21 protein-coding genes are annotated in these 19,859 nt (G+C 72.2%); 7 read left to right on the forward strand and 14 right to left on the reverse strand.

Features of this window, described 5'->3' with window-relative positions:
• Positions 1-1,170 (forward strand): MFS transporter, encoded by a 1,170-nt coding sequence (locus N8J89_RS40070; RefSeq protein WP_283662063.1) that lies wholly within the window; start codon positions 1-3, stop codon positions 1,168-1,170.
• Positions 1,171-1,370: 200 nt separating this feature from the next.
• Here the strand turns inward: N8J89_RS40070 and N8J89_RS40075 are convergent, their stop codons facing one another.
• A complete protein-coding gene (locus N8J89_RS40075) occupies positions 1,371-2,249 on the reverse strand; it encodes a DUF8083 family protein (protein WP_283662064.1) in 879 nt (292 codons plus the stop codon).
• Between the two features lie 197 nt (positions 2,250-2,446).
• Here N8J89_RS40075 and N8J89_RS40080 point away from each other — a divergent pair, with 197 nt between their 5' ends.
• From N8J89_RS40080 to N8J89_RS40090, 3 genes are all read left to right on the forward strand, one after another.
• A complete protein-coding gene (locus N8J89_RS40080) occupies positions 2,447-2,629 on the forward strand; it encodes a DUF3073 domain-containing protein (protein WP_252483844.1) in 183 nt (60 codons plus the stop codon).
• A 136-nt stretch (positions 2,630-2,765) separates the two neighbouring features.
• A complete protein-coding gene (locus tag N8J89_RS40085) occupies positions 2,766-4,817 on the forward strand; it encodes a tetratricopeptide repeat protein (RefSeq protein WP_283662065.1) in 2,052 nt (683 codons plus the stop codon).
• Positions 4,810-5,373 (forward strand): HdeD family acid-resistance protein, encoded by a 564-nt coding sequence (locus N8J89_RS40090; protein ID WP_283662066.1) that lies wholly within the window; start codon positions 4,810-4,812, stop codon positions 5,371-5,373. Before N8J89_RS40085 ends, N8J89_RS40090 begins: the two co-directional genes overlap by 8 nt.
• On the opposite strand, the gene N8J89_RS40095 is transcribed toward N8J89_RS40090, so the two are convergent.
• Together N8J89_RS40095 and N8J89_RS40100 are read right to left on the reverse strand one after the other, a co-directional pair.
• A complete protein-coding gene (locus N8J89_RS40095; protein WP_283662067.1) occupies positions 5,370-5,615 on the reverse strand; it encodes a DUF397 domain-containing protein in 246 nt (81 codons plus the stop codon). The two genes, N8J89_RS40090 and N8J89_RS40095, sit on opposite strands and share 4 nt — an antisense overlap.
• Positions 5,606-6,469 carry a helix-turn-helix domain-containing protein gene (locus tag N8J89_RS40100; protein ID WP_283662068.1) on the reverse strand — a complete coding sequence of 288 codons (864 nt, stop codon included), beginning with the start codon at positions 6,467-6,469 and terminating at the stop codon, positions 5,606-5,608. The genes N8J89_RS40095 and N8J89_RS40100 overlap by 10 nt, the downstream gene beginning before the upstream one ends.
• A gap of 144 nt (positions 6,470-6,613) precedes the next feature.
• Here N8J89_RS40100 and N8J89_RS40105 point away from each other — a divergent pair, with 144 nt between their 5' ends.
• Positions 6,614-6,820: a hypothetical protein gene (locus N8J89_RS40105; RefSeq protein WP_283662069.1), complete on the forward strand. Its 207-nt coding sequence runs from the start codon at positions 6,614-6,616 to the stop codon at positions 6,818-6,820.
• 3 nt (positions 6,821-6,823) lie between these two features.
• On the opposite strand, the gene iolD is transcribed toward N8J89_RS40105, so the two are convergent.
• The 9 genes from iolD to N8J89_RS40150 form a co-directional block, all read right to left on the reverse strand.
• The gene (gene iolD / locus N8J89_RS40110) at positions 6,824-8,689 is read right to left on the reverse strand and encodes a 3D-(3,5/4)-trihydroxycyclohexane-1,2-dione acylhydrolase (decyclizing) (protein ID WP_283666366.1); all 1,866 of its coding nucleotides are present in this window, start codon (positions 8,687-8,689) and stop codon (positions 6,824-6,826) included.
• Between the two features lie 20 nt (positions 8,690-8,709).
• A complete protein-coding gene (iolB, locus tag N8J89_RS40115; protein ID WP_283662070.1) occupies positions 8,710-9,600 on the reverse strand; it encodes a 5-deoxy-glucuronate isomerase in 891 nt (296 codons plus the stop codon).
• Complete coding sequence (locus N8J89_RS40120) at positions 9,597-10,487, reverse strand: Cgl0159 family (beta/alpha)8-fold protein (RefSeq protein ID WP_283662071.1); 891 nt, start codon at positions 10,485-10,487, stop codon at positions 9,597-9,599. Before N8J89_RS40120 ends, iolB begins: the two co-directional genes overlap by 4 nt.
• Entirely contained in the window at positions 10,484-11,425 is a 942-nt protein-coding gene (gene iolC, locus N8J89_RS40125) for a 5-dehydro-2-deoxygluconokinase (protein ID WP_283662072.1), read from the reverse strand. The genes N8J89_RS40120 and iolC overlap by 4 nt, the downstream gene beginning before the upstream one ends.
• Complete coding sequence (locus N8J89_RS40130; protein ID WP_283662073.1) at positions 11,422-12,204, reverse strand: ATP-binding cassette domain-containing protein; 783 nt, start codon at positions 12,202-12,204, stop codon at positions 11,422-11,424. The genes iolC and N8J89_RS40130 overlap by 4 nt, the downstream gene beginning before the upstream one ends.
• The gene (locus N8J89_RS40135; protein ID WP_283662074.1) at positions 12,201-13,235 is read right to left on the reverse strand and encodes an ABC transporter permease; all 1,035 of its coding nucleotides are present in this window, start codon (positions 13,233-13,235) and stop codon (positions 12,201-12,203) included. The genes N8J89_RS40130 and N8J89_RS40135 overlap by 4 nt, the downstream gene beginning before the upstream one ends.
• Positions 13,232-14,221 (reverse strand): sugar ABC transporter substrate-binding protein, encoded by a 990-nt coding sequence (locus tag N8J89_RS40140; protein ID WP_283662075.1) that lies wholly within the window; start codon positions 14,219-14,221, stop codon positions 13,232-13,234. Before N8J89_RS40140 ends, N8J89_RS40135 begins: the two co-directional genes overlap by 4 nt.
• Positions 14,222-14,239: 18 nt before the next feature.
• The gene (locus N8J89_RS40145) at positions 14,240-15,052 is read right to left on the reverse strand and encodes a TIM barrel protein (RefSeq protein ID WP_283666367.1); all 813 of its coding nucleotides are present in this window, start codon (positions 15,050-15,052) and stop codon (positions 14,240-14,242) included.
• Between the two features lie 65 nt (positions 15,053-15,117).
• Positions 15,118-16,128, reverse strand: coding sequence for a Gfo/Idh/MocA family protein (locus tag N8J89_RS40150; RefSeq protein ID WP_283662076.1), 1,011 nt, complete (start codon positions 16,126-16,128; stop codon positions 15,118-15,120).
• Positions 16,129-16,248: 120 nt separating this feature from the next.
• Between N8J89_RS40150 and N8J89_RS40155 the strand changes: the two genes are divergently transcribed.
• Both N8J89_RS40155 and N8J89_RS40160 read left to right on the forward strand, forming a co-directional pair.
• The gene (locus N8J89_RS40155; protein ID WP_283662077.1) at positions 16,249-17,259 is read left to right on the forward strand and encodes a LacI family DNA-binding transcriptional regulator; all 1,011 of its coding nucleotides are present in this window, start codon (positions 16,249-16,251) and stop codon (positions 17,257-17,259) included.
• Between the two features lies 1 nt (position 17,260).
• Positions 17,261-18,748 carry a CoA-acylating methylmalonate-semialdehyde dehydrogenase gene (locus N8J89_RS40160; RefSeq protein WP_283662078.1) on the forward strand — a complete coding sequence of 496 codons (1,488 nt, stop codon included), beginning with the start codon at positions 17,261-17,263 and terminating at the stop codon, positions 18,746-18,748.
• 52 nt (positions 18,749-18,800) lie between these two features.
• Here N8J89_RS40160 and N8J89_RS40165 read toward each other — a convergent pair whose 3' ends face one another.
• Complete coding sequence (locus N8J89_RS40165) at positions 18,801-19,307, reverse strand: hypothetical protein (RefSeq protein WP_283662079.1); 507 nt, start codon at positions 19,305-19,307, stop codon at positions 18,801-18,803.
• Positions 19,304-19,804: a SigE family RNA polymerase sigma factor gene (locus N8J89_RS40170; RefSeq protein ID WP_283662080.1), complete on the reverse strand. Its 501-nt coding sequence runs from the start codon at positions 19,802-19,804 to the stop codon at positions 19,304-19,306. The genes N8J89_RS40165 and N8J89_RS40170 overlap by 4 nt, the downstream gene beginning before the upstream one ends.
• Between the last annotated feature and the right edge of the window lie 55 nt (positions 19,805-19,859).

Below are 19,859 nucleotides of genomic sequence, written 5' to 3' on the forward strand. Positions count from 1 at the left end.
GTGTCCCGTTATCGCTGGGTCGTGCTCGCGGTCGGCGCGCTCGCGCAGGGGGTCAACGCGGCCGGGTTCCTCGGCCTGCCCTCGATCACCCCGCAGCTGCGCGCGCACTTCGGGCTGGACCTGGCCGAGGTCGGCCTGCTGGTCGGCGCGGTGAACCTGGGCAACGTGCTGGCCCTGGTCGCCTGGGGGCTGGCCGCGGACCGCTACGGCGAGCGGCTGGTGATGACCGCGGGCCTGGCCGGGACCGCGGGCTGCTTGGCGGTGGCCGGGCTGGTCGACTCGCCGGTGCAGGCCGGACTGGCCCTGCTGGCCTCCGGCGTGTTCGGCGCGAGCACCAACGCGGCCAGCGGGCGGGCCGTGATGACCTGGTTCGACAGCGGCCAGCGCGGCCTGGCCATGGGCGTGCGGCAGACCGCCACCCCGCTCGGCGCGGCACTGGCCGCGCTGCTGCTGCCCGCGGTGGCGGCCTGGTGGCAGGCCCCAGCCGCGTTCCTGGCGCTGGCCGCGCTGAACGCGGTGATCGGCGTCGCGGTGGCCATCTGGGTGCGCGAGCCGCCGGGGCGGACCCGGCCGGTCAGCTCGCTCGGCGGCCTGAGCCTGCTGCGGGACCGGCGGATGCTGCGGATCAGCCTGGCCAGCGGACTGCTGGTGGTGCCGCAGTTCGTGGGCGCGTCGATGCTGGTGGAGCTGCTGCACCGGTACGGGCTCTCGCTGGGCGTGGCCGGCGGACTGCTCGCGGTGGCCCAGGTGCTGGGCGGGGCCGGGCGGCTGGGCAACGGGGTGTGGTCGGACCGGGCCGGCAGCAGGCTGGTCCCACTGCGGATCGTCGCGCTCGGCATCCTGGCGCTGTTCAGCCTGTCCGCGGCGCTGGACCCGCTGGCGGGCACGGTGCCGGTGTGGCTGCTGGTGACGCTGCTGCTGCCCGCGGTCGGCCTGGCGATCAGCTGGAACGGACTGGCGCTGACCGCGGCCGGCGAGATGGCCCCGCCGTCGAGCACCGGCGTCGCCCTGGGCATGCAGAACACGGCCAACTACGTCAGTGCCGCGATCACCCCGGCGGCGGCAGGCTGGGTCGCCACGGCGGTGTCCTGGCCTGCGGCGCTGCTGCTGGCGGCGACGGGCGGCGGCCTGGCCTGGATCACCTTGCGAGGACTACGCGAAGGCCGCTGACCCCCCAACCACTTGCCGCGTTGGGAGGCGTGGCGCGCCAGCGACACGCCGGGCCTTTTGACCCAGCGACGGGTGTGATTTTTTCGCGTCGTGCGTTCGTGACCCCGGCACTCCGAAGCTTGCTTCGCGTGTGCCGGGGTCACGAACGCACGACATAAGGAGCGAAAAAATCCCGTGTGCGGAGCACGCCAATGTGACAGTCAGTTGTGCTGCTCCCGGTTGATCAGGTCGTCCCAGAACTCGCGCAGTTCGGCGTAGCGTTCGGCGACTTCTTCGGCGTCGCCCGCTTCCAGGGCGGCGATCACCGCTTGGACGTCCTGGGCTGAGGTGTCGGCGAGCAGGGTGTCGTCGTCGATGAGCTGGACCAGGCCGCCGTAGTCGAGCTCGACCACCGAGCGGGGGTGGAAGTGGGCCAGCCAGCGGCCGGTGTCGCGCAGCACCCTGGCCGGGCTCTCCTCGCCGAGGGCGTTGTGCACCACGGTGAAGGCGTGCGAGACGCGGCTGCGGGCGTCGGTCATGCTGACCCGCCAGCAGCACATCCGCTCCGGGTCGTCCGGGGCGGCCAGCACCAGGTGGCGCGCTTCCGGCTCGACCATGGCGAACCAGGGCAGCGGCACGCTCCAGGTGGCCGAGATGACGTGGGCGGCGCCGCCGGGCATCTCGGCCAGGGCGGCGGCCGCGCGGGCCTTGACCACGTCGGCCGGTTGCTGGAGCGCGGCGTCCAGCAGGGGCAGGGTGGCGGTGCCGATGAAGCCGACCAGGCCGGCCGCGCTGCGCGCCCTGATGTCCAATGGGCACACCAGTGGGCCGGGGCCGATCTCCGCGCCCTCGGCCAGCGGCACCTCGGCCGGGTCCAGGACGAGCACGTCCAGCGGTTGCGCGCCGACCGTGTCAGCAGGTAGGAGCCGGGGCGGGGCGGCTAACTGTGATCGAAGCCACAGTTCGCGTTCCCGGTCACCGACGGCACCACGCGCCGTCCCGCCGACCCCAAGAGCCTGCTCCACTTGGGCGCGCAACGGCTGATCCAGCACGGACAGTGGTTCGTACACCCGCAGGTAGGCGACGAACGGACGTGGCACGCCGGAATCGTGCCACGCGGCCAGAGCAGTGCCGCACCCCGGTCGGCGGAGGTGGTGTGACGCACGCCTGCGCAGGCGTGGCCACGTCGCGATCGGGGGCACTGACACGGTACTGTGGCGGCCAGGAAAATACCGTTGAGACGAGTGGGGCCGCCGTTCCCCCGGCCGCCCCCGTCCCTGTGCGAGGGGGTCGAGCCATGGGGCGCGGCCGTGCGAAGGCCAAGCAGGCGAAGGTGGCCCGGGAGCTCAAGTACAGCACCCGGTCCACGGACTTCGACGCCCTGCAGCGCGAGCTGTCGGGTGGCAAGTCCGATGGCGATCGGTCCGATGAGGACCGCGTCGACGACTCGTACGACGACGGATACGACGACCGGCGTTGAATGACGCGCACTAGGCGGTGGCCGATCTTTCGGCCACCGCCTAGTGCGCGCCTTCACGCTTTGGCGCGTTTCCGGCGTCTCGAGTGGGCTCCCCGCAGGCGGGTGATTGGCGTGCCCGGCTGCGGTAGACAGGGTCATGGCCGAGGTCAGCAACGAGCTCAGCGGCGTCGTGCACGGCAACGTGACCCAGGCGCAGAGCCTGTACCTGACCGCGGGGACCCCGGAGGCGCTGGCCGGTCTGCCGCCGGTGCCCGCCGACTTCACCGGCAGGGCGCGGGAGCTGACCGAGGTGCTCGACTGCTTCGGCCAGGGGTTGCCGGTGGTCATCCACGGGGTCGGCGGCGCGGGCAAGACCTCGCTGGCGCTGCACGCGGCGCACCAGGTGGAGTTCACCGCGAAGCTGTTCGTCGACCTCCAGGGCTACCGCCAGTTCCCGGTGGAACCGCAGGACGCGCTGTCGGTCCTGCTGACCGCGCTGGGTGCGAGCCCGCCGCCGGAGCAGGCCGCGGCCGAGGCGCTGTACCGCTCGAAGCTGGCCGGGCATCCCGGCCGGGTGCTGGTGCTGCTGGACAACACCAGCTCGGCCGCCCAGCTCCGCCCGCTGCTGCCCAGCCGTGGGCCGCACCAGGTCCTGGTGACCAGCAGGCACTCCCTCGGCGGGCTCGGCGCGGCGCACCGGGTCCGGCTCGGGCCGTTGAGCCGGCCGGAGGCGACCGCGTTCCTGGCGCTGTCCCGGCCGGGCGATCCAGGTGTGCACGAGCTGGCCGAGCAGTGCGGCAGGCTGCCGCTGGCGCTGCGCATCGCCTCGGCCGTGCTGGCCGATGACCCGGACCGCCCGCTGCACACGCTGACCTCGGCGCTGGCCGACCGCGGCGGCAGGCTGGACGAGCTGTCCTACGACGAGTCGCTGGACGTGCGGACCGCCTTCGACCTCTCCTACGAGCGGCTGACCGAGGAGGAGGCCTGGCTGTTCCGGCTGCTGTCCCAGCACCCCGGCACCGAGTTCGGCTCGCGGTCGGCCGCCGCGCTGGCCGCGCTGTCCGAGCAGCGCACCCAGCGGCTGCTGGACCGCCTGCTGCGAGCCAACATGATCTCCGTGGGCGAGCGCTGGGGCCGCTACCGCTTCCACGACCTGGTGCTGCTCTACGCCCAGGAGCACGCGGGCCGGGAGCCGGGTTTCGCCGAGCTGAAGCCGAGGCTGCGGCACCGGCTGATCGACTACTACCACGCGGCCGGGCGGGCGGAGAGCGAATGGCTGCGGCCGGAAGCCGGTCAGGGGCCGGAGCGGATCGCCGGCCGGGTGGCCGCGCTGCGCTGGTTCGACCTGGAGCACCGCACCATGATCGAGCTGATCCGGCGGGCCTGGCAGGCCGGCCACTACGACGCGGTGCTGGCCCTGGGCGTGCCGGTGGCCGACTACCTGGTGCTGCGCCGGAACCTGCTGGGCCAGCACGCGCTGCTGGACCTGATGCTGGCCGCGTTGCAGGCCGGGGGCGGCGGGGACCCGGTGGCCGAGGGCGAGATCCGGCTGCGGCTGGGCATGGCGCACCGGATGCTCGGCCACGCCGCTGAGGGGCTTGAGCAGCTCAACCTGGCCGCCGAGCTGCTGCGCGGCGCGGGCGCCGAGCGGTCCGCGCAGGCGGTGCTGCAGTTCGGCCACTGCGCGCTCACCGCGGGCGACCTGGCCCAGGCGGACGAGCAGTTCGGCCGGGCCGCGGCCATGCTGACCGAGCTGGGCGATGACTGCGGCGCGCTGGAGGCCCTGCACGGCAGGGGTGTGGTGGCGCTGGCCATGGGCCGGGTGACCGAGGGGCTGGCGCTGGCCGGGCAGCTGCACGCGCGCAGCGCGGAGCTGGGTTCGGTGATCGACCAGGCCAGGGCGGAGGGCCTGCTGGCCAGGGTGGCCGCGCTGCGCGAGGACCACGTGGCCGCGCTGCGCAGGCTGGGCGCCGCGGTGGAGCTGTGGCGCGCGGTGGACGGCCAGGTCGAGGTGGCCGAGGGCCTGGTGGCGATGGGCCACGTGGCCATCGCGCTGGGCAGGCGGTCCCTGGCGGTGGCCCGGTTCCGCACCGCGCTGGCGATCTTCGAGCGGTTCGGGCTGGCCGCGGGCGTGGCCGAGGTGCGCGAGCTGCTGGCCGCGCCGAATGGCCCGGACCCGCCAACGGGTCAACAATCAGCGCATGGGTGATCTGTTGCTCCGGCGCTGGTGGCTGGTGGTCGTGCGCGGCGTGGCCGCGATCCTCTTCGGTGTGCTCAGCCTGGTCTGGCCGGGCCTGACCCTGCTCGTGCTGGTGGTGCTGTTCGCGGTGTACGCGCTGCTGGACGGCATCGCGGCGATCGCGGGCGCGGCGGCGGACAAGCTCGCGCCGTCAGCGGACCGCTGGCTGGTGGGCCTGCTCGGCGCCTTCGGCGTGCTGGCCGGTCTGGTGGCCCTGCTGATGCCCGGCATCACCGCGCTGGTGCTGCTGTTCCTGATCGGCGCCTGGGCCGTGGTCACCGGCGTGCTGGAGATCATGACCGGCTGGCAGCTGCGCAAGGTGATCACCGGCGAGTGGCTGCTGTTCGTCAGCGGCGCGCTGTCGGTGGTGCTGGGCGGCCTGCTGTTCGCCTTCCCCGGCGAGGGCGCGGTGGCGCTGATCGTGACCATCGCGATGTTCGCGATCCTGTGGGGGATCGTGCTGGTGCTGCTGGGCGTCCGGCTCCGCAAGCTGGGCCGGGACCTGGCGTCGACCCAGCCGCGCTAGCGGAAGTCGAACTCGCCAGCCTTGACCCCGGCGAGGAAGGCCTGCCACTCGGCCTGGGTGTACAGGATCACCGACTCGCCGGGGTGCCTGCTGTGCCGCAGCGCGATCCGGCCGGAGCCGTCCGGGAGCGGGCCCGCTTCGACGCAGTTCCCGCCGCCGTCGGCGCTGTAACTGCTGATGTGCCACTGCGCGGCGAAGAGCTGATCCTCGCTGGGCCGGTCCCCTGGGCCGGTCACCTGCATGCTTTTTCCTCCGCCGTTCTGGCGATCACTCGAATCGTCTCTTCCGGTCCGAGCGCCGCGGCCACGAGTTGATCATAGACCTCGGCGAACCGTTGGGTCTTGGGCGGCTCGACGTACAGGTTGCCCGCCAAGGTCTCTATGTATCCAACCGCAGGGTAGGGCTCGCCCGCCAACAACAACTTGAAGGGCACCACAACCTGGCTCGGCAGCGCGCCTGCCGAGTAGCGCAGCAGCCGGATCTCGATGTTCGGCCGCTCGGCCAGCTCCACCAGGTGGGCCAGCTGCCCGGCGAGCACCTGGCGGCCGCCCACCTCGCGGTGCAGCAGCACCTCGTCCATCACCACGCTGATCTTGGGCGGCCGGGGCCGGTCGAGCAGGGCCATCCGGCTCATCCGCAGCTCGACCCACCGGTCCAGCTGGGCCTGGTCGGCGGTCGGGCTGGCCCCGGAGATCAACGCCCGCGCGTAGTCCTCGGTCTGCAGCAGACCGTTGAGCAGCGTGCAGTCGAAGGACCTGATCTCGGTGGACCTGGACTCCAGCCAGACGTAGTCGATCAGCTTCTGGTCCACGTCGTCGGCGAAGTCGTCCCACCAGCCCTGCTGCCAGGCGTCCTCGTGCAGGGCGATCAGCACCTCGCGCTTGCGCTTGCTGGTGACCTGGTAGAAGTCCAGCAGCGCCAACAGGTCCGGCCTGCGCACCGGGTACTCGCCGGACTCGAAGCGGCTGACCGTGGAGGTGTCGCGCTGGAGGTACTCGCCTGCCTGCTTCAGGGTCATGCCCGCGGCTGACCGGAGCTCGTTCAGCTGCTTGCCCAGCCACTGCGCCCGCAGCGTCGGTCCCGGCTTGGCACCCATGGGACCATCATGGCCCATGGGTGTCTGGCACAACACCGCATTGCCCAAATCAGGTGGTTCACAAATTTGTGGGAAGCCAGATTGCGGCTGACATGCGATATTGGTGCAGGTACCTGGGGGCCTTGCACGTCGGGGAGGGACCGCATGGACGAGCGCCGGAAACACGAGGCGGCTGCCGGTCAGGATGTGCCGCGCCTGTTCGCCGCGGTCTGGCCACCGGAGGGGGCGGCGGAGGCAGCCGATCCGGAGGACACCGCGTTGTGGGGGCGCGCGTTCGCCGAGCACGCCTCGGCCCAGGACTGTTCTTGGGCACATGAGGCGAACGGTCGCCCTGGGCAGTGCGCGGGCTGACGCTCAGCCCAGGTAGCGGAGCTGCCTCGCCTTCTCCGCGGCCGCGGCCTGGTGTGCGGTGGTGATCTCGGTGCGGTGCGCGGTCTCCGGGATGCCGACCTCCCACCAGGCGCCCGCCTCGGTCCAGGCGGACGGGTGGGTGCGGATGACCACCACGGCGGGGCGGTGTTCGGTGCGGGCGGTCTGCCTGGCCTGGCGGTAGGCCTCGGCCAGGGCGGTGAGGCTGTCCACCGCGGTGACCGCGCAGCCCAGGCTGGCCGCGTGCGCGGCGAAGTCGACCCTGGGCTTGCCGCCGGTGCCGGAGCGGCAGTGCTCGTACATGTTGTTGAAGCCGGCGCCGCCCTGGCCCTGTTGCAGGCGGTTGATCACCGCGTAGCCGTCGTTGTCGCAGACCACCGCGACGAAGCCGTGGCCGGCGAAGGCGGCGGAGAACAGTTCGGCGTTGAGCATCAGGTAGGAGCCGTCGCCGAGCAGGGTGGTGACCACGCCCTCGGGGTGGCTTTCCGCCCTGGCCATGGCCGCGCCCCAGGCGCCGGAAAGCTCGTAGCCCATGCAGGAGAAGCCGTACTCCACGTCCATGGTCTGCGCGCCCTTGGCCCGCCAGCCGCCGATCAGCTCGCCGGGCAGGCCACCGGAGGCGGTCAGCACGTAGTCGTGCTTGCCGGACTCCTCGTTGACCACGCCGACCACCTGGGCGTAGGTGGGCAGGTCGGCCGGGGTGGTGCGCAGGGACTCGATGTGCGCGTCCCAGCGGGCGCGTTCGGTCTCCGCGGTGGCGGTCCAGTCGGCCGGGGCCTGCCAGGAGCCCAGGGCCTGGCCGAGCTCGCGGACGCCTTCCTGGGCGTCGGCGACCAACTCCTGGGCGGCGTGCTTGACCGCGTCGAAGCGGGCGGTGTTCAGGCTGACGATGCGGACCCCGGACGCGAACACGGTCCAGGAGGCGGTGGTGAAGTCCTGCAGGCGGGTGCCGATGGCCAGCACCACGTCGGCCTGCCCGGCCAGGATGTTGGCCGAGGTGGAGCCGGTGACGCCGAGCGGGCCGGCGTGCAGCCGGTGCTCGTGCGGGACCAGGGTGCGGCCCGCGGTGGTCTCGGTGACCGGGATGCCGTGCTGCTGGGCGAAGTGGAGCACCTTGCTGCCCGCGCCGGAGTAGCGCACGCCACCGCCGAGCACGATCAGCGGGCGTTGCGCACCGCGGAGGGTTTCCGCGGCGGCGGCCAGCTGGCGGGTGTCCGGGCGGGGGCGCGGCACGGCGTGCAGCACCGGCTCGAACAGCGCGGCCGGGAACTCGTAGGACTCGGCCTGGATGTCCTGCGGCAGGGCCAGGGTGACCGGGCCGCAGTCGGCCGGGTCGGTGAGCACCCTGGCCACCTGCGGCAGGGTGGCGAGCAGCTGCTCGGGGCGGGTGATCCGGTCGAAGTAGCGGCTGACCGCGCGGAAGGCGTCGTTGACCGTGCCGGTCGGGTCGCCGAAGTGCTCGACCTGTTGCAGCACCGGGTCGGGGGCGCGGCCGGCGAAGGTGTCGCCGGGCAGCAGGAGCAGCGGCAGCCGGTTGGCGTGCGCCACGCCGGCCGCGGTGACCATGTTCAGCGCGCCGGGCCCGACCGAGCTGGTGGCCACCATGACCTGGCGGCGGTGCGTGGCCTTGGCGTAGCCGACCGCGGCCAGCGCCATGCCCTGCTCGTTCTGCCCGCGCCAGACCGGCAGCTCGTCCCGGTGCTCCTCGAGGGCGTTGCCGAGGCCGAGCACGTTGCCGTGGCCGAAGATGGCGAACACGCCGGGGAACAGCGGGGCCTGCTCGCCGGAGAGCAGCTCGGTCCGCTGGGCGATCAGCCAGCGCACCAGGGCCTGGGCGGTGGTCAGCTTCACGGTGGACACCACGGTGCTCCTCAGCGGTCGGTGCGGCCTGCGGCGGTGGTCACCGGGCAGCGCGGGTCGGTCTGCTGATCGGCCCAGGAGTCCCGGATCCAGGTGTGCGCCGGGTCGTCGCAGAAGGCCATCGAACGCTCGTCCGCCGGTCCGGCCAGCACGTTCAAGTAGTACATGGGATAGCCGGGCGCGGCCACGCACGGGCCGTGATATCCGCGCGGCACCAGGAAGACGTCGCCGTCCCGGACGGTCACGTCCTGGTCGATCTCGCCGTCGGCGGTGTAGGTGCGGTGGAAGCCGAAGCCCTCGCGGGAGGGGGTGACCTGGTCGCGGGCGGCGATCCGGAAGTAGTAGATCTCCTCGTTGACCACCTCGCACTCGCTGGCCTGGTCGTGCTTGTGCGGCGGGTAGGAGGACCAGTTGCCGTCCGGGGTGATCAGCTCGCAGGCGTTGAGCTTGTCCGCGTGCTGCCAGACCCCCGGCACGCCGAAGTTGTTGACCTGTCTGGTCGCGTTGCCCGCGCCCCTGGTCTCGGCGGGCACGTCCTCGGCCGGGCCGTACTTCGGGGTGAGGCGGCGGGTGCAGCGGGCCATCGGCAGCGCGAGCTCCGCGCCGTGCGCGGAGGTCAGCGTGACGGTGGCATCCCTTGGCACATAGGCGAAGTCGGTGACCCTGGTGAACACCGAGTCGCGACCGGTGAGCTCGAAGCGCTCGCCGTCCACCTCCACCGCGCAGCCGCCGGAGAGCGGCAGCACGAAGGCCTCGAACTCGCCGGTCTCCACCACCCTCGGCGTGTTCGGGTGCAGCACCAGCACGCGCAGCCCGGTGTAGGTCCAGCCCGCCTCGGCCGGGGTCAGCCGGACCGCGTCCTCGCCGTCGCTGATCGTGCCCAGTGGCCGGTGCAGGTTCACGCCGGGATCTCCTTCAGCAGTTGGGCGGCCTTGCCGACCGCGGTGGCCACGTCGCCGTCCGGCGGGTAGAGCAGGGTGCGGCCGACGACCAGGCCGCGCACCGCCGGGTGGCGAAGTGGCGGCCCCCAGGTCTCCAGGTCCTTGTCCGGGTCGCCGGAGGGCGCACCGCCGAGCAGCAGGATGGGCAGGGTGGTGGCGTCCAGCACGGCCAGGTCGCGGACCGCGGGCAGCTTGAGCCAGGTGTGCGCGGAGGTGGTGCCCAGCGCGGAGGCCACGGTGACCGCGCGGGCCAGCGACAGCGTGTCCTGGCGCAGCACCAGCTTGTCCTGCTCGTCGCGGGCATACGGCAGCGGTTCGACCATGGCCATCAGGCCGTGCCCGGCCAGCTCGGACACCGCCCGCGCGGAGGACTCCAGGGTGGGGATGGTGCCGGGGTCCTCGTCGACCAGGCGCAGCAGCATCTTGCCGCCATCCAGCCGATTGTCCACAATGGACTGTGCGTCGTACCCGGTGAAGCGGTCGTCGATCTCCCAGTCGGCGCCAGCCAGGCCGCCGCGGTTCATCGAGCCGATGACCACGCGGTCGTGCAAGCCGTCCAGCAGCAGCAGTTCCTCGATGATGTCCGGGCTGCCCAGCACGCCGTCCACCGCGGGGTCGGCCAGCGCGGTGAGCAGCCGGTCCAGCAGCTGCCGCCGGTTGGCCATGGCCAGCGGGTCGCCGCCGACGCCGAGCGCGCCGCGGGCCGGGTGGTCCGCGGCGACCAGGAACAGCGTCTCGCCCTGGAAGGGGTCGGCGCGGACCCGGCGCTCGGCGTAGGCCCTGCCGACCGCCTCCGGATCCCTTGCCCTGGTGCGCAACAGGTCGGCCCAGCGCGAATCGGTGATCACTTTCGCTCCAGCAGTTCGTCGATCTCGGCCGGGGTGGGCATGGCGTCCGCGCAGGCCAGCCGGGAGGCCACCAGCGCACCCGCGGCGTTGGCGTACTCGGCGATGCGCACCGGTGGCCAGCCCGCGAGCAGGCCGTGCGCCAGCGCGCCGCCGAAGGCATCGCCCGCGCCCAGGCCGCACACGACCTCGACCGGACACGGCGGCACGGTCCAGGAACCTTCTGGGGTGGCAACAAGAACGCCCTCAGCGCCCTTCTTCACCACGGCCAGGGACAAACCGCGGTCGAGCAGCCGGGCAGCGGCCTCGTCCGGGTCCGCGGTGCCCACCGCGACCTCGACCTCGGTGCGGTTGCCGACCGCGACCGTGACGTGGTCCAGCAGCCAGCCGATCTCCCGCCGCGCACTGTCCACATCGGACCAGAACCTCGGGCGGTGGTCCAGGTCCAGCACGGTGTGCGTGCGACGGCCCCTGCGTGCCAGCATGGCGCGCTGGGTCGAGCGGGCCGGTTCGGCGCTCACTCCGGTGCCGGTGACCCACAGCAGCGGGACCTGCTCGACCAGCTGCCACGGCACGTCGGACTCGGTGAGGGTGAGGTCGGGCGCGGTGGGCAGCCGGTAGAACAGCAGCGGCGGGTCCGCAGGCGGGTCCAGCGCGCAGAACACCACCGGGGTGAGCAGATCCTGGGCGGTGCCAACGTGGTCCGGGGACACGCCGAAGCCGGTGAGGGCCTGCCGGACGTAGTCGCCGAAACCGTCCGGGCCGACCTTGGTGAGCACCGCGGAGCGACGGCCCAGCCGGGCCGCCGCCACCGCGACGTTGGTCGCCGTGCCGCCGAGGGACTTGGCGAAGGTCCGCACCTGCGCCAGCGGCACGCCGGACTGCTCGGGGTACAGGTCGACGCCGACCCGGCCGACGGTGAGGATCTCCGGCGCGGTCACGACCCGGCACCCCGCAGTTCGTGTTCCAGCGCCTCCAGCTCCGCGCCACCGGCCATCTGCCTGGTCAGCTCGGCCAGGCTGATCTCCGCCTTGTCGAAGCTGCCCAGGCTGCGGCCCCGCTTGAGCAGCAGGAACCGGTCGGCCACCGGGTAGGCGTGGTGCGGGTTGTGCGTGATCAGCACGACCCCGAGCCCCCGGTCCCTGGCCTGGGCGACGTAGCGCAGCACCACCCCGGCCTGCTTCACGCCGAGCGCGGCGGTCGGCTCGTCCAGGATCAGCACCTTGGCGCCGAAGTGCACCGCGCGGGCGATGGCCACGCACTGCCGCTCGCCGCCGGAGAGGGTGCCCACCGGCTGTTCCACATCGCGTAGGTCGATGCCCATGTCCGCCAGCGCTTTCCGGGTGGTCTCCCGGGCGGCGCGGCGGTCCAGGCGGCGCAGCGGGCCCCAGCCGGTGGTGGGCTCGGAGCCGAGGAAGAAGTTGCGCCACACCGACATCAGCGGCACCACGGACAGGTCCTGGAACACGGTGGCGATGCCCCGGTCCAGCGCCTCCCTCGGCGAGGCCAGCCTGGTGGGCGCCCCGTCGAGCAGGAACTCGCCCTCGTCGTGCTGGTGCGCGCCGGCCAGGATCTTGATCAGCGTGGACTTGCCCGCGCCGTTGTCGCCCAGCACGCAGGTGACCTCGCCCGCGCCGACCACGGTGGAGACGTCCTGCAACGCGATCACGCTGCCGAACCGCTTGCCGACCCCGCGTACCTCCAGCAGTGGTGTGCTCATTTCCGCACCCTCTCCGCGCGCCGCCGGAACGTGTTGTTGACCAGCACCGCGGCCAGCAGCATCACGCCGAGGAACAGCTGGAACCAGTCGCTGTCCCAGCGGGCGAAGACGATGCCCTGCCGGGCCATGCCGAAGATCAGCGCGCCGATCGCGGCCCCGACGGCCGAGCCGAAGCCGCCGGTGAGCAGGCAGCCGCCGATCACCGCGGCGATGATGAACTGGAACTCCAGGCCGATGCCCTGGTTGGCCTGCACGGTGGTGAAGCGCAGGATGTTGATCGTGCCCACCAGCCAGGCGGCGAACGCGGTGGTCATGAACAGCAGGATCTTGGTGCGCATGACCGGCACACCGACCGCGCGGGCGCTGGGCGCGGCCCCGCCGACGGCGAAGATCCAGTTGCCGAAGCGGGTGCGCATGAGCAGCCAGCTGGCCACCACGGCCGCGCCGATCCACCAGACGATGGAGATCTGGAACGAGGTGCCACCGATGTCCACAGTGGACGCGAAGACGAACCCGGCCGACTCGTAGCCATCCGCGGCGCGCATGCCGGAGACCTGCACGCTGCCGGTGACCAGGCGGGTGACGCCGAGGTTGAGCCCTTGCAGGGCGAGGAAGGTGCCCAGGGTGACGATGAAGCTGGGCAGGCCGGTGCGCATCACCAGCCATCCGTTCAGCGCGCCCACCGCCAGCGCGAACACCAGCGAGGCCAGCACGGCCAGCCAGACGTTCCAGCCGAGCTTGGTGGCCAGGATCGCGGTGACCAGCGCGGTGGAGGCGGTCATCACGCCCGCGGAGAGGTCGAACTCGCCGCCGATCATGAGCAGCGCGACCGCGACCGCCATGATGCCCAGCGTGGCCGAGTCGTCCAGCCAGGTGGCCACCCCGAGCGGGGTGAGGAACTGGTCGGTGAGCACGGAGAAGAACAGCAGCACCACCAGGGCGCCGAGCACCGAGCCCAGCTCGGGCCTGGCCACCAACCGGTCCGCGAGGCCTTTGGTGCCAACACGTTCGTCCAGCGTCGCGGTCGTCACCTGGTCCCCCTCTCCGCGTACTTGCCGACAGTGTCCACAGTGGACTTGTCCACCAGGTTGGGGCCGGTGAGCACGGGTCTGCCGCCACCCACCACGTTCGCGTTGTCCCGGTACAGCTTGAGGAAGGACACCGGCAGGTAGCCCTGCAGGTACTGCTGCTGGTCCACCGCGAAGAGCACCTGACCCGCCTTGATCGCGGCCACCACGTCCGCGTTGAGGTCGAAGGTGGCCACCTCCGCCTTGCTCCCGGACTCGCTGATCGCGCTCACCGTGTTGCCCGCGACCTGCGAGTTCAGTGTGAGCACCGCGTCGATGGCCGGGTCGGACTGGAGCGCGCCCTTGATCCGGGCCTGCGCGTCGGTGGGGTTGCTGATGTCCACCTGGAGGTTCGACGCCTCGCCGAAGCCCTGTTTCGCGCCCTCGCAACGCTGGTTGAGGCCGATGTTGCCGGCCTCGTGGATCACGCAGAGCAGCTTGCGCTTGCCCTCGGTCTTCAGGCGTTTGCCCGCCGCCTCACCGGCGACCGCCTCGTTCTGGCCGATGTGCGCGATGGCCCCGAACTCGGCGCTGCGCGCCTCACCGGAGTTGACGGTGATCACCGGGATGCCCGCGCGCACCGCCCTGGACACCGACTCGCGCAGCGCGTCCGGGTTGGCCATGGACACCACCAGCCCGCCGACCCGCTGGGCCACCGCGTTGTCCACCAGCTTGGCCTGTCCGGCCGGGTCGCCATCGGAGTTGTACTCCACGGTGACGCCCAGTTCCTTGCCCGCGGCCTCGGCTCCGTTCTTCACCACGTTCCAGAACGAGTCGCCTGGGGTGCCGTGCGAGATGACCGCGATCCGCAGCGGCCCGGCGGACACGTCACCGACCGGTCCGCCGGTCGGATCGGGCCCGCTGGCCTTCGGTCCGGTGCAGGCCGACAGCAGCAGCGCACTGGCCGCCACCGCCAGCCCGGCCCGGGTCAACCTGGTGCTTCGGGACATCATCGTCCTTCCGAAGGATCAGTTGAACAGGGGGCGAAGGTGGTCGAGACTGCGCGCGGTGTCCTGCTTCGGCCGCGCGGCCGCGTCGGCGTCGCCCTCGGCCAACGCGGTGTCCTGCTCCAGGACGTACCAGCCCTGGTAGCCCGCATCGCGCAGGAAGCGCACGATGCCAACGATGTCCACGTCGCCGTCCCCGAGCGGCACGTACAGCCCCTGGCCGACGGCGGTGGCGTAGGGGAGCTCGCCGTCGCGAACCCGCTTGGCCACCTCGGCCCGGACGTCCTTGAGGTGCAGGTGGCCGATCCGATCCGCGTGCTCGCGGGCCAGCTCGACCGGATCGGTCCCGCCGATCAACAGGTGCCCGGTGTCCAGGCACAGTTGGAGGTCGGAGTCGGCCAGGAACCGCTCCACCTCGGCCCTGCGCTCGATGTGCGTGCCGACATGCGGGTGCAGCACGGTGCGCAGGCCGTGCCGGGCGGCGATGTCCTTGATCCGCGCGGAAACCCTGATCAGCGTGGCCCATTCGGCGTCGGTGAGCGCGGGGCGCTCGTCGTAGCCGTCCAGGCCGGTGGCCGCGGCCAGCACCAGCACCTCAGCGCCGGTGGCGGCCAGCAGCGCGGCGGTCCGCTCCGCTTCGTCCACTGTGGACTGTTCAACGGTCTCGTCGTGCAGCACCACGGCGAGGAAGCCGCCGATCATGCTCAGGCCGTGGCCGCCGAGCAGCCCGCGCAGCTTGGCCGGGTCGGTGGGCAGGTACTCCGGCGGGCCGAGCTCGGTGGCGGTCAGTCCCAGCTCGGCCATCTCGCCGAGCACGGTGTCCGCCTCGATCATGTGGCCCCAGCCGGGGACCTCGCAGACGCCCCAGGAGATCGGCGCGCCGGCCAGCTTCGGCGCGCTCACGCGGTCACCGCCGCGGGTTCCAGGCGCACCGGCTGACCGGAGCGGCGGGACTGCTCGCAGGCCAGCGCGAGCTCAAGGCTGACCAGGCTTTCCCTGGCCGGCGAGGGGTTCTCCGCGTTGCCCGCGACCACCTCGGCGAACACCGCCATCTCGTTGAGGTAGGCGCGGTGGAAGCGCTCGGTGAAGCCGGGGTAGGCGTCCGCGGCGACCCGGGGGCCGTCCGGTTCCAGCGAGGTCAGCGGGGTGCGCGGGTCGAGGCCGACGGCGAGGGAGTCCTTGCTGCCGAGCACCTCGATCCGGTGGTCGTAGCCGAGCGCGTCCTGGCGGCCACCGGCCAGCACGGCGTGCGCACCACTGGCGAAGCGCAGCGTGACCACGGCGTTGTCCACGTCGTCGGCTTGCGCGAACGCCTCGTGCACCAGCACCGAGCCGGAGGCGTAGACCTCCACCACCGGCTCGCCGAGCAGCCACGGCACCGCGTCCAGGTCGTGGATGAGCAGGTCGCGGAAGATGCCACCGGAGGCGGGCAGGTAGCCGAAGTCCGGCGGCTGCGCGTCGTGGCCGATGGCCCTGGCCAGGTACACGGTGCCCAGCTCACCGGAGCGGATGCGGCGGTGCAACTCGACCACCGCCGGGTCGAACCGGCGCTGGAAGCCGACCAGCACCTGCACGCCCGATGCCTCCACCTCGGCGACCAGCGCGCGCATGGTGTCCAGGTCGCCCGCGATCGGCTTCTCGCACAGGGTGGGCACCCCGGCGGCGACCGCCCGGCGCAGCATCTCCGGGTGGGTGTCGGTGGGGGTGGCCAGCAGCACCCCGTCGGCCGCGGTCAGCAGCTCGTCCAGGGTGTCCACCGCCCTGGCCCGCTCGCCCAGCGCGGCGGCCGAGGCCGCGGCCCGGCCGGGCACCGGGTCGAAGAGCACGACCTGCTCGAGGGAGGGCAAGGTGGCGAGGTTCGTGGCGTGCATGGTGCCGATCCGCCCGACTCCCGCTACTCCGATCCGCATCCGGGGATCTCCGTCCTGGTCAACGCCATTGTGCGTTAGAGCGCTCTATTGGTTGGAGCGCGCTAATGCTGTAGCGTCCGCCTCGCGGTGTCAAGGGTCACAGCCAGTTGGAGGAGCAGGATGGGCCGTCCGACCATGGAGGACGTGGCGGCGCGGGCCGGGGTCTCCCGCGCGCTGGTCTCGCTGGTGATGCGCGGTTCGCCCAAGGTCTCCGCGCAGCGGCGGGCCGCGGTGCTCAAGGCCGCCGAGGAGCTGGGCTACTCGCCGCACGCGATGGCCCGCTCACTGGCCAGCCGCACCTCCACCGTGCTCGGCGTGATGGTCTCCGACCTGCACAACCCGTTCTTCGCCGAGGTGGTGGACGGGGTGGACGCGGCCGCGCGGGCCGAGGGCTTCGACCTGATCATCAACACCGGCGGCCGCAGCCCCGCCCGCGAGCGCGGCGCGCTGACCAGTCTGTTGTCCTTCCGGCCAGCCGGACTGGTGCTGCTCGGACCGGTGGTGAGCGCGAGCGCGATCGGCGCGGCGGCCGAGCAGGTGCCGGTGACCCTGGTGTCCCGGTCCGCTCGACTATCCACTGTGGACACTGTGAACGACGACGGCGAGGTGGGCTCGCTGCTCGCGGTCGACCACCTGGTCTCCTTGGGGCACAGCCGGATCGTGCACCTCGACGGCGGCGGCGGCTCGCAGTCCGCGCTGCGCAGGCGAGGCTACGAGCTGGCCATGCGGCGGCACGGGCTGACCGCCGAGGTGGTGCCCAGCGAGTACACCGACGCGGCCGGGGCCAAGTCGGTGCGCGAGTTCCTCAGCTCCCGCAACGGGAAACCGCTGCCCACCGCGATCGTGGCGGCCAACGACTACAACGCGATCGGCGCGATCGGCGCGCTGGAGGAGGCCGGGCTGCGGGTGCCGCAGGACGTCTCGGTAGTCGGCTACGACAACAGCGCGCTGGCCTCGCTCCGGCACGTCTCCCTCACCACCGTCGACCAGCCCCGGATCGAGATGGGCCGGCTGGCCGCCGAGGCCCTGCTGGAGCGGGTTCGGCACGGCCGCACCAGCCCGGTCCGCCACCTGCTGCACCCGTCCCTGGTGATCCGCTCGACCACCGCCGCTCCCCCAGGAGGTTCCTGACATGTCCCAGCTCGTCCCGCACTGGATCGACGGCGCCCGCGCTGAGGGCGTCTCCGGCCGCCGAGGCGAGGTGTTCGACCCGGCCACCGGTCTCCTCGCGCGCGAGGTGGTGCTGGCCGAGGAGTCCGATGTGGACACCGCGGTGGCCTCGGCGGTCAAGGCGGCCGCGCAGTGGGGCGAGTCCTCGCTGGCACAGCGGTCCAGGGTGCTGTTCGGCTTCCGCGAGCTGGTGCACCGGCACCGGGACGAGCTGGCCGCGCTCATCACCGCCGAGCACGGCAAGGTGCTCGCCGACGCCGCCGGTGAGGTGCAGCGCGGTCTGGAGGTGGCCGAGTTCGCCTGCGGAATCCCGCAGTTGCTCAAGGGCGAGCACTCCGAGCAGGTCAGCCGGGGCGTGGACGCCTACTCGACGCGACACCCGTTGGGCGTGGTCGCGGGCATCACGCCGTTCAACTTCCCGGTGATGGTGCCGATGTGGATGTTCCCGATGGCGGTGGCCTGCGGCAACGCCTTCGTGCTCAAGCCCTCCGAGCGGGACCCGTCCGCGGCGGTGCGGCTGGCCGAGCTGTTCACCGAGGCCGGGCTGCCCGACGGCGTGCTGAACGTGCTGCAGGGCGACGCGACCGCGGTGAACGCGCTGCTGGACCACCGGGACGTGGCCGCGGTGTCCTTCGTCGGCTCCACCCCGATCGCCCGGCACGTGTACTCCCGCGGCACCGCCAGTGGCAAGCGGGTGCAGGCGCTGGGCGGGGCGAAGAACCACATGGTGGTGCTGCCGGACGCGGACCTGGACGTGGCCGCGGACGCCGCGGTCAACGCCGGGTTCGGCTCGGCGGGTGAGCGGTGCATGGCGATCTCGGTGGTGGTCGCGGTCGGCGAGGTCGGTGACCGGCTGGTGCCCGCGATCGCCGAGCGGATGGCCGGACTGGTCACCGGGCCCGGCACGGACCCGAAGTCGCAGATGGGACCGCTGGTCACCGGCGCGCACCGGGACCGGGTGCGGTCCTATGTGGACAGTGGTGTCGAGCAGGGCGCGGAGCTGGTGGTGGACGGGCGCGGGTTCGCGCCGGAGGGTCACGAGGGCGGTTTCTGGCTGGCGCCAACGCTGTTCGACCGGGTCGGCACGGAGATGTCGGTCTACACCGACGAGATCTTCGGGCCGGTGCTGTGCGTGGTGCGGGTGCCCACCTTCGAGGCGGCGGTGGAACTGGTCAACGCCAACCCCTACGGCAACGGCACCGCGGTGTTCACCGCGGACGGCCTGGCCGCGCGGGAGTACCAGCGGCGGGTGCAGGTCGGCATGGTGGGCATCAACGTGCCGATCCCGGTGCCGATGGCGTACTACAGCTTCGGCGGCTGGAAGGACTCGCTCTTCGGCGACACGCACGTGCACGGGGCGGACGGGGTGAAGTTCTACACCCGGCTCAAGGCGGTCACCGCCCGCTGGCCGCGGGAGTCCGGCATCGACCTGGGCTTTCCGACCGGCTGAGGCTCGGGTCGGCCTGTTTCCCCTTGCGCGCCAGGGGAAACAGGTCAGTGCCTCACTTGCCGGGCTTGAGCTTCTTGCAGTATTCGAGCTTGTCGGAGTACGAGAGCAGCTTCGGTTCCTTCGGCCCCGACGGCGGCACGATGTCCGCTCCGGGCGTCAGTGGCCCCGGCCTGCCCGGCCACACCGTGGGGCACTCCTCAGGGAAGCAGTTGGCCGGAAGCAACGACCGCCCGCCCGGCTGCACCACCGGCGCGCTGCCGTCCGCGGTTCGCCGGCACACCACCATCCCCTCGGGCCCAGCCTTCTCGACCACCTGGCTCGCGGGCGGCACGCGGTCCTCGCTGAAGCCGTCGGCGATCGCGGTGGTGCCGAGGCCCACCACCATCACCCCGGCGATCGCGCCGGTGACCATCAGCGCCCGGCTGCGGCGCAGACTCCGCTTGGCCGTGGACAGCACGGCCTGTGTATCGATCTTCATCGACGGTTCCTCTCCTAGTGCCCTGGCCAGCAGTTCGCGGGCCTCGGCGTGGTCCAGATCGGACAGTTCGTGGTGGCTCATCGCCCTTCCTCCAGCACGAGATAGCCGGATAACGACTTCCGGAGTGCGGCCAGCCCTTTGGCCGACTGACTCTTCACGGTCCCCTCGGAACAGCCGAGGAGACGAGCCACCTCCTGGACCGGGAGGTCCTCCCAGAACCGCAGCACCACGACCGCGCGCTGGCGTTTCGGCAGGGCGGCCAGCGCCCTGCGCACGTCAACCGCGACCTCGGCGCCCGTCTCGGGAGTGGGCAGGTCCGGCAGTTCCGCGGTCGCCTTCTCCCGCCGCCAGAACCGGCGGGACTCGTCGATCGCGGTGCGCACCAGCACCTGCCGCGCGTACGGCTCGATGGCACCGTGCGCCTCAAGCCTGCGCCACGCCTTGTACAGCTTGATCAGCGTGCTCTGCACCAGGTCCTCGGCGCGGTGCCAGTCGCCGCACAGCAGGAACGCGGTGCGGCGCAGAGCAGGTCCGCGGGCGCGGACGAACTCGACGAACTCGGCGTTGCGATCCCCCAAGGTGACCTCCTCCCGGTCCACTCTCCAGTACGAGGTGGACCGGGAGGAGGGTTGC

It is taken from the genome of Crossiella sp. CA-258035 (assembly GCF_030064675.1).
GTDB lineage: Bacteria > Actinomycetota > Actinomycetes > Mycobacteriales > Pseudonocardiaceae > Crossiella.

Bases quoted from the DNA above. Each gene is read 5' to 3' on its own strand.
- N8J89_RS40140 (WP_283662075.1), bottom strand. From the start codon at position 14,221: ATGTCCCGAAGCACCAGGTTGACCCGGGCCGGGCTGGCGGTGGCGGCC.
- N8J89_RS40105 (WP_283662069.1), top strand. From the start codon at position 6,614: ATGGACGAGCGCCGGAAACACGAGGCGGCTGCCGGTCAGGATGTGCCG.
- N8J89_RS40155 (WP_283662077.1), top strand. From the start codon at position 16,249: ATGGGCCGTCCGACCATGGAGGACGTGGCGGCGCGGGCCGGGGTCTCC.
- N8J89_RS40100 (WP_283662068.1), bottom strand. From the start codon at position 6,469: ATGGGTGCCAAGCCGGGACCGACGCTGCGGGCGCAGTGGCTGGGCAAG.
- N8J89_RS40080 (WP_252483844.1), top strand. From the start codon at position 2,447: ATGGGGCGCGGCCGTGCGAAGGCCAAGCAGGCGAAGGTGGCCCGGGAG.
- N8J89_RS40130 (WP_283662073.1), bottom strand. From the start codon at position 12,204: ATGAGCACACCACTGCTGGAGGTACGCGGGGTCGGCAAGCGGTTCGGC.
- N8J89_RS40160 (WP_283662078.1), top strand. From the start codon at position 17,261: ATGTCCCAGCTCGTCCCGCACTGGATCGACGGCGCCCGCGCTGAGGGC.
- N8J89_RS40150 (WP_283662076.1), bottom strand. From the start codon at position 16,128: ATGCGGATCGGAGTAGCGGGAGTCGGGCGGATCGGCACCATGCACGCC.
- N8J89_RS40145 (WP_283666367.1), bottom strand. From the start codon at position 15,052: ATGATCGAGGCGGACACCGTGCTCGGCGAGATGGCCGAGCTGGGACTG.
- N8J89_RS40095 (WP_283662067.1), bottom strand. From the start codon at position 5,615: ATGCAGGTGACCGGCCCAGGGGACCGGCCCAGCGAGGATCAGCTCTTC.
- N8J89_RS40090 (WP_283662066.1), top strand. From the start codon at position 4,810: ATGGGTGATCTGTTGCTCCGGCGCTGGTGGCTGGTGGTCGTGCGCGGC.
- N8J89_RS40165 (WP_283662079.1), bottom strand. From the start codon at position 19,307: ATGAGCCACCACGAACTGTCCGATCTGGACCACGCCGAGGCCCGCGAA.
- N8J89_RS40085 (WP_283662065.1), top strand. From the start codon at position 2,766: ATGGCCGAGGTCAGCAACGAGCTCAGCGGCGTCGTGCACGGCAACGTG.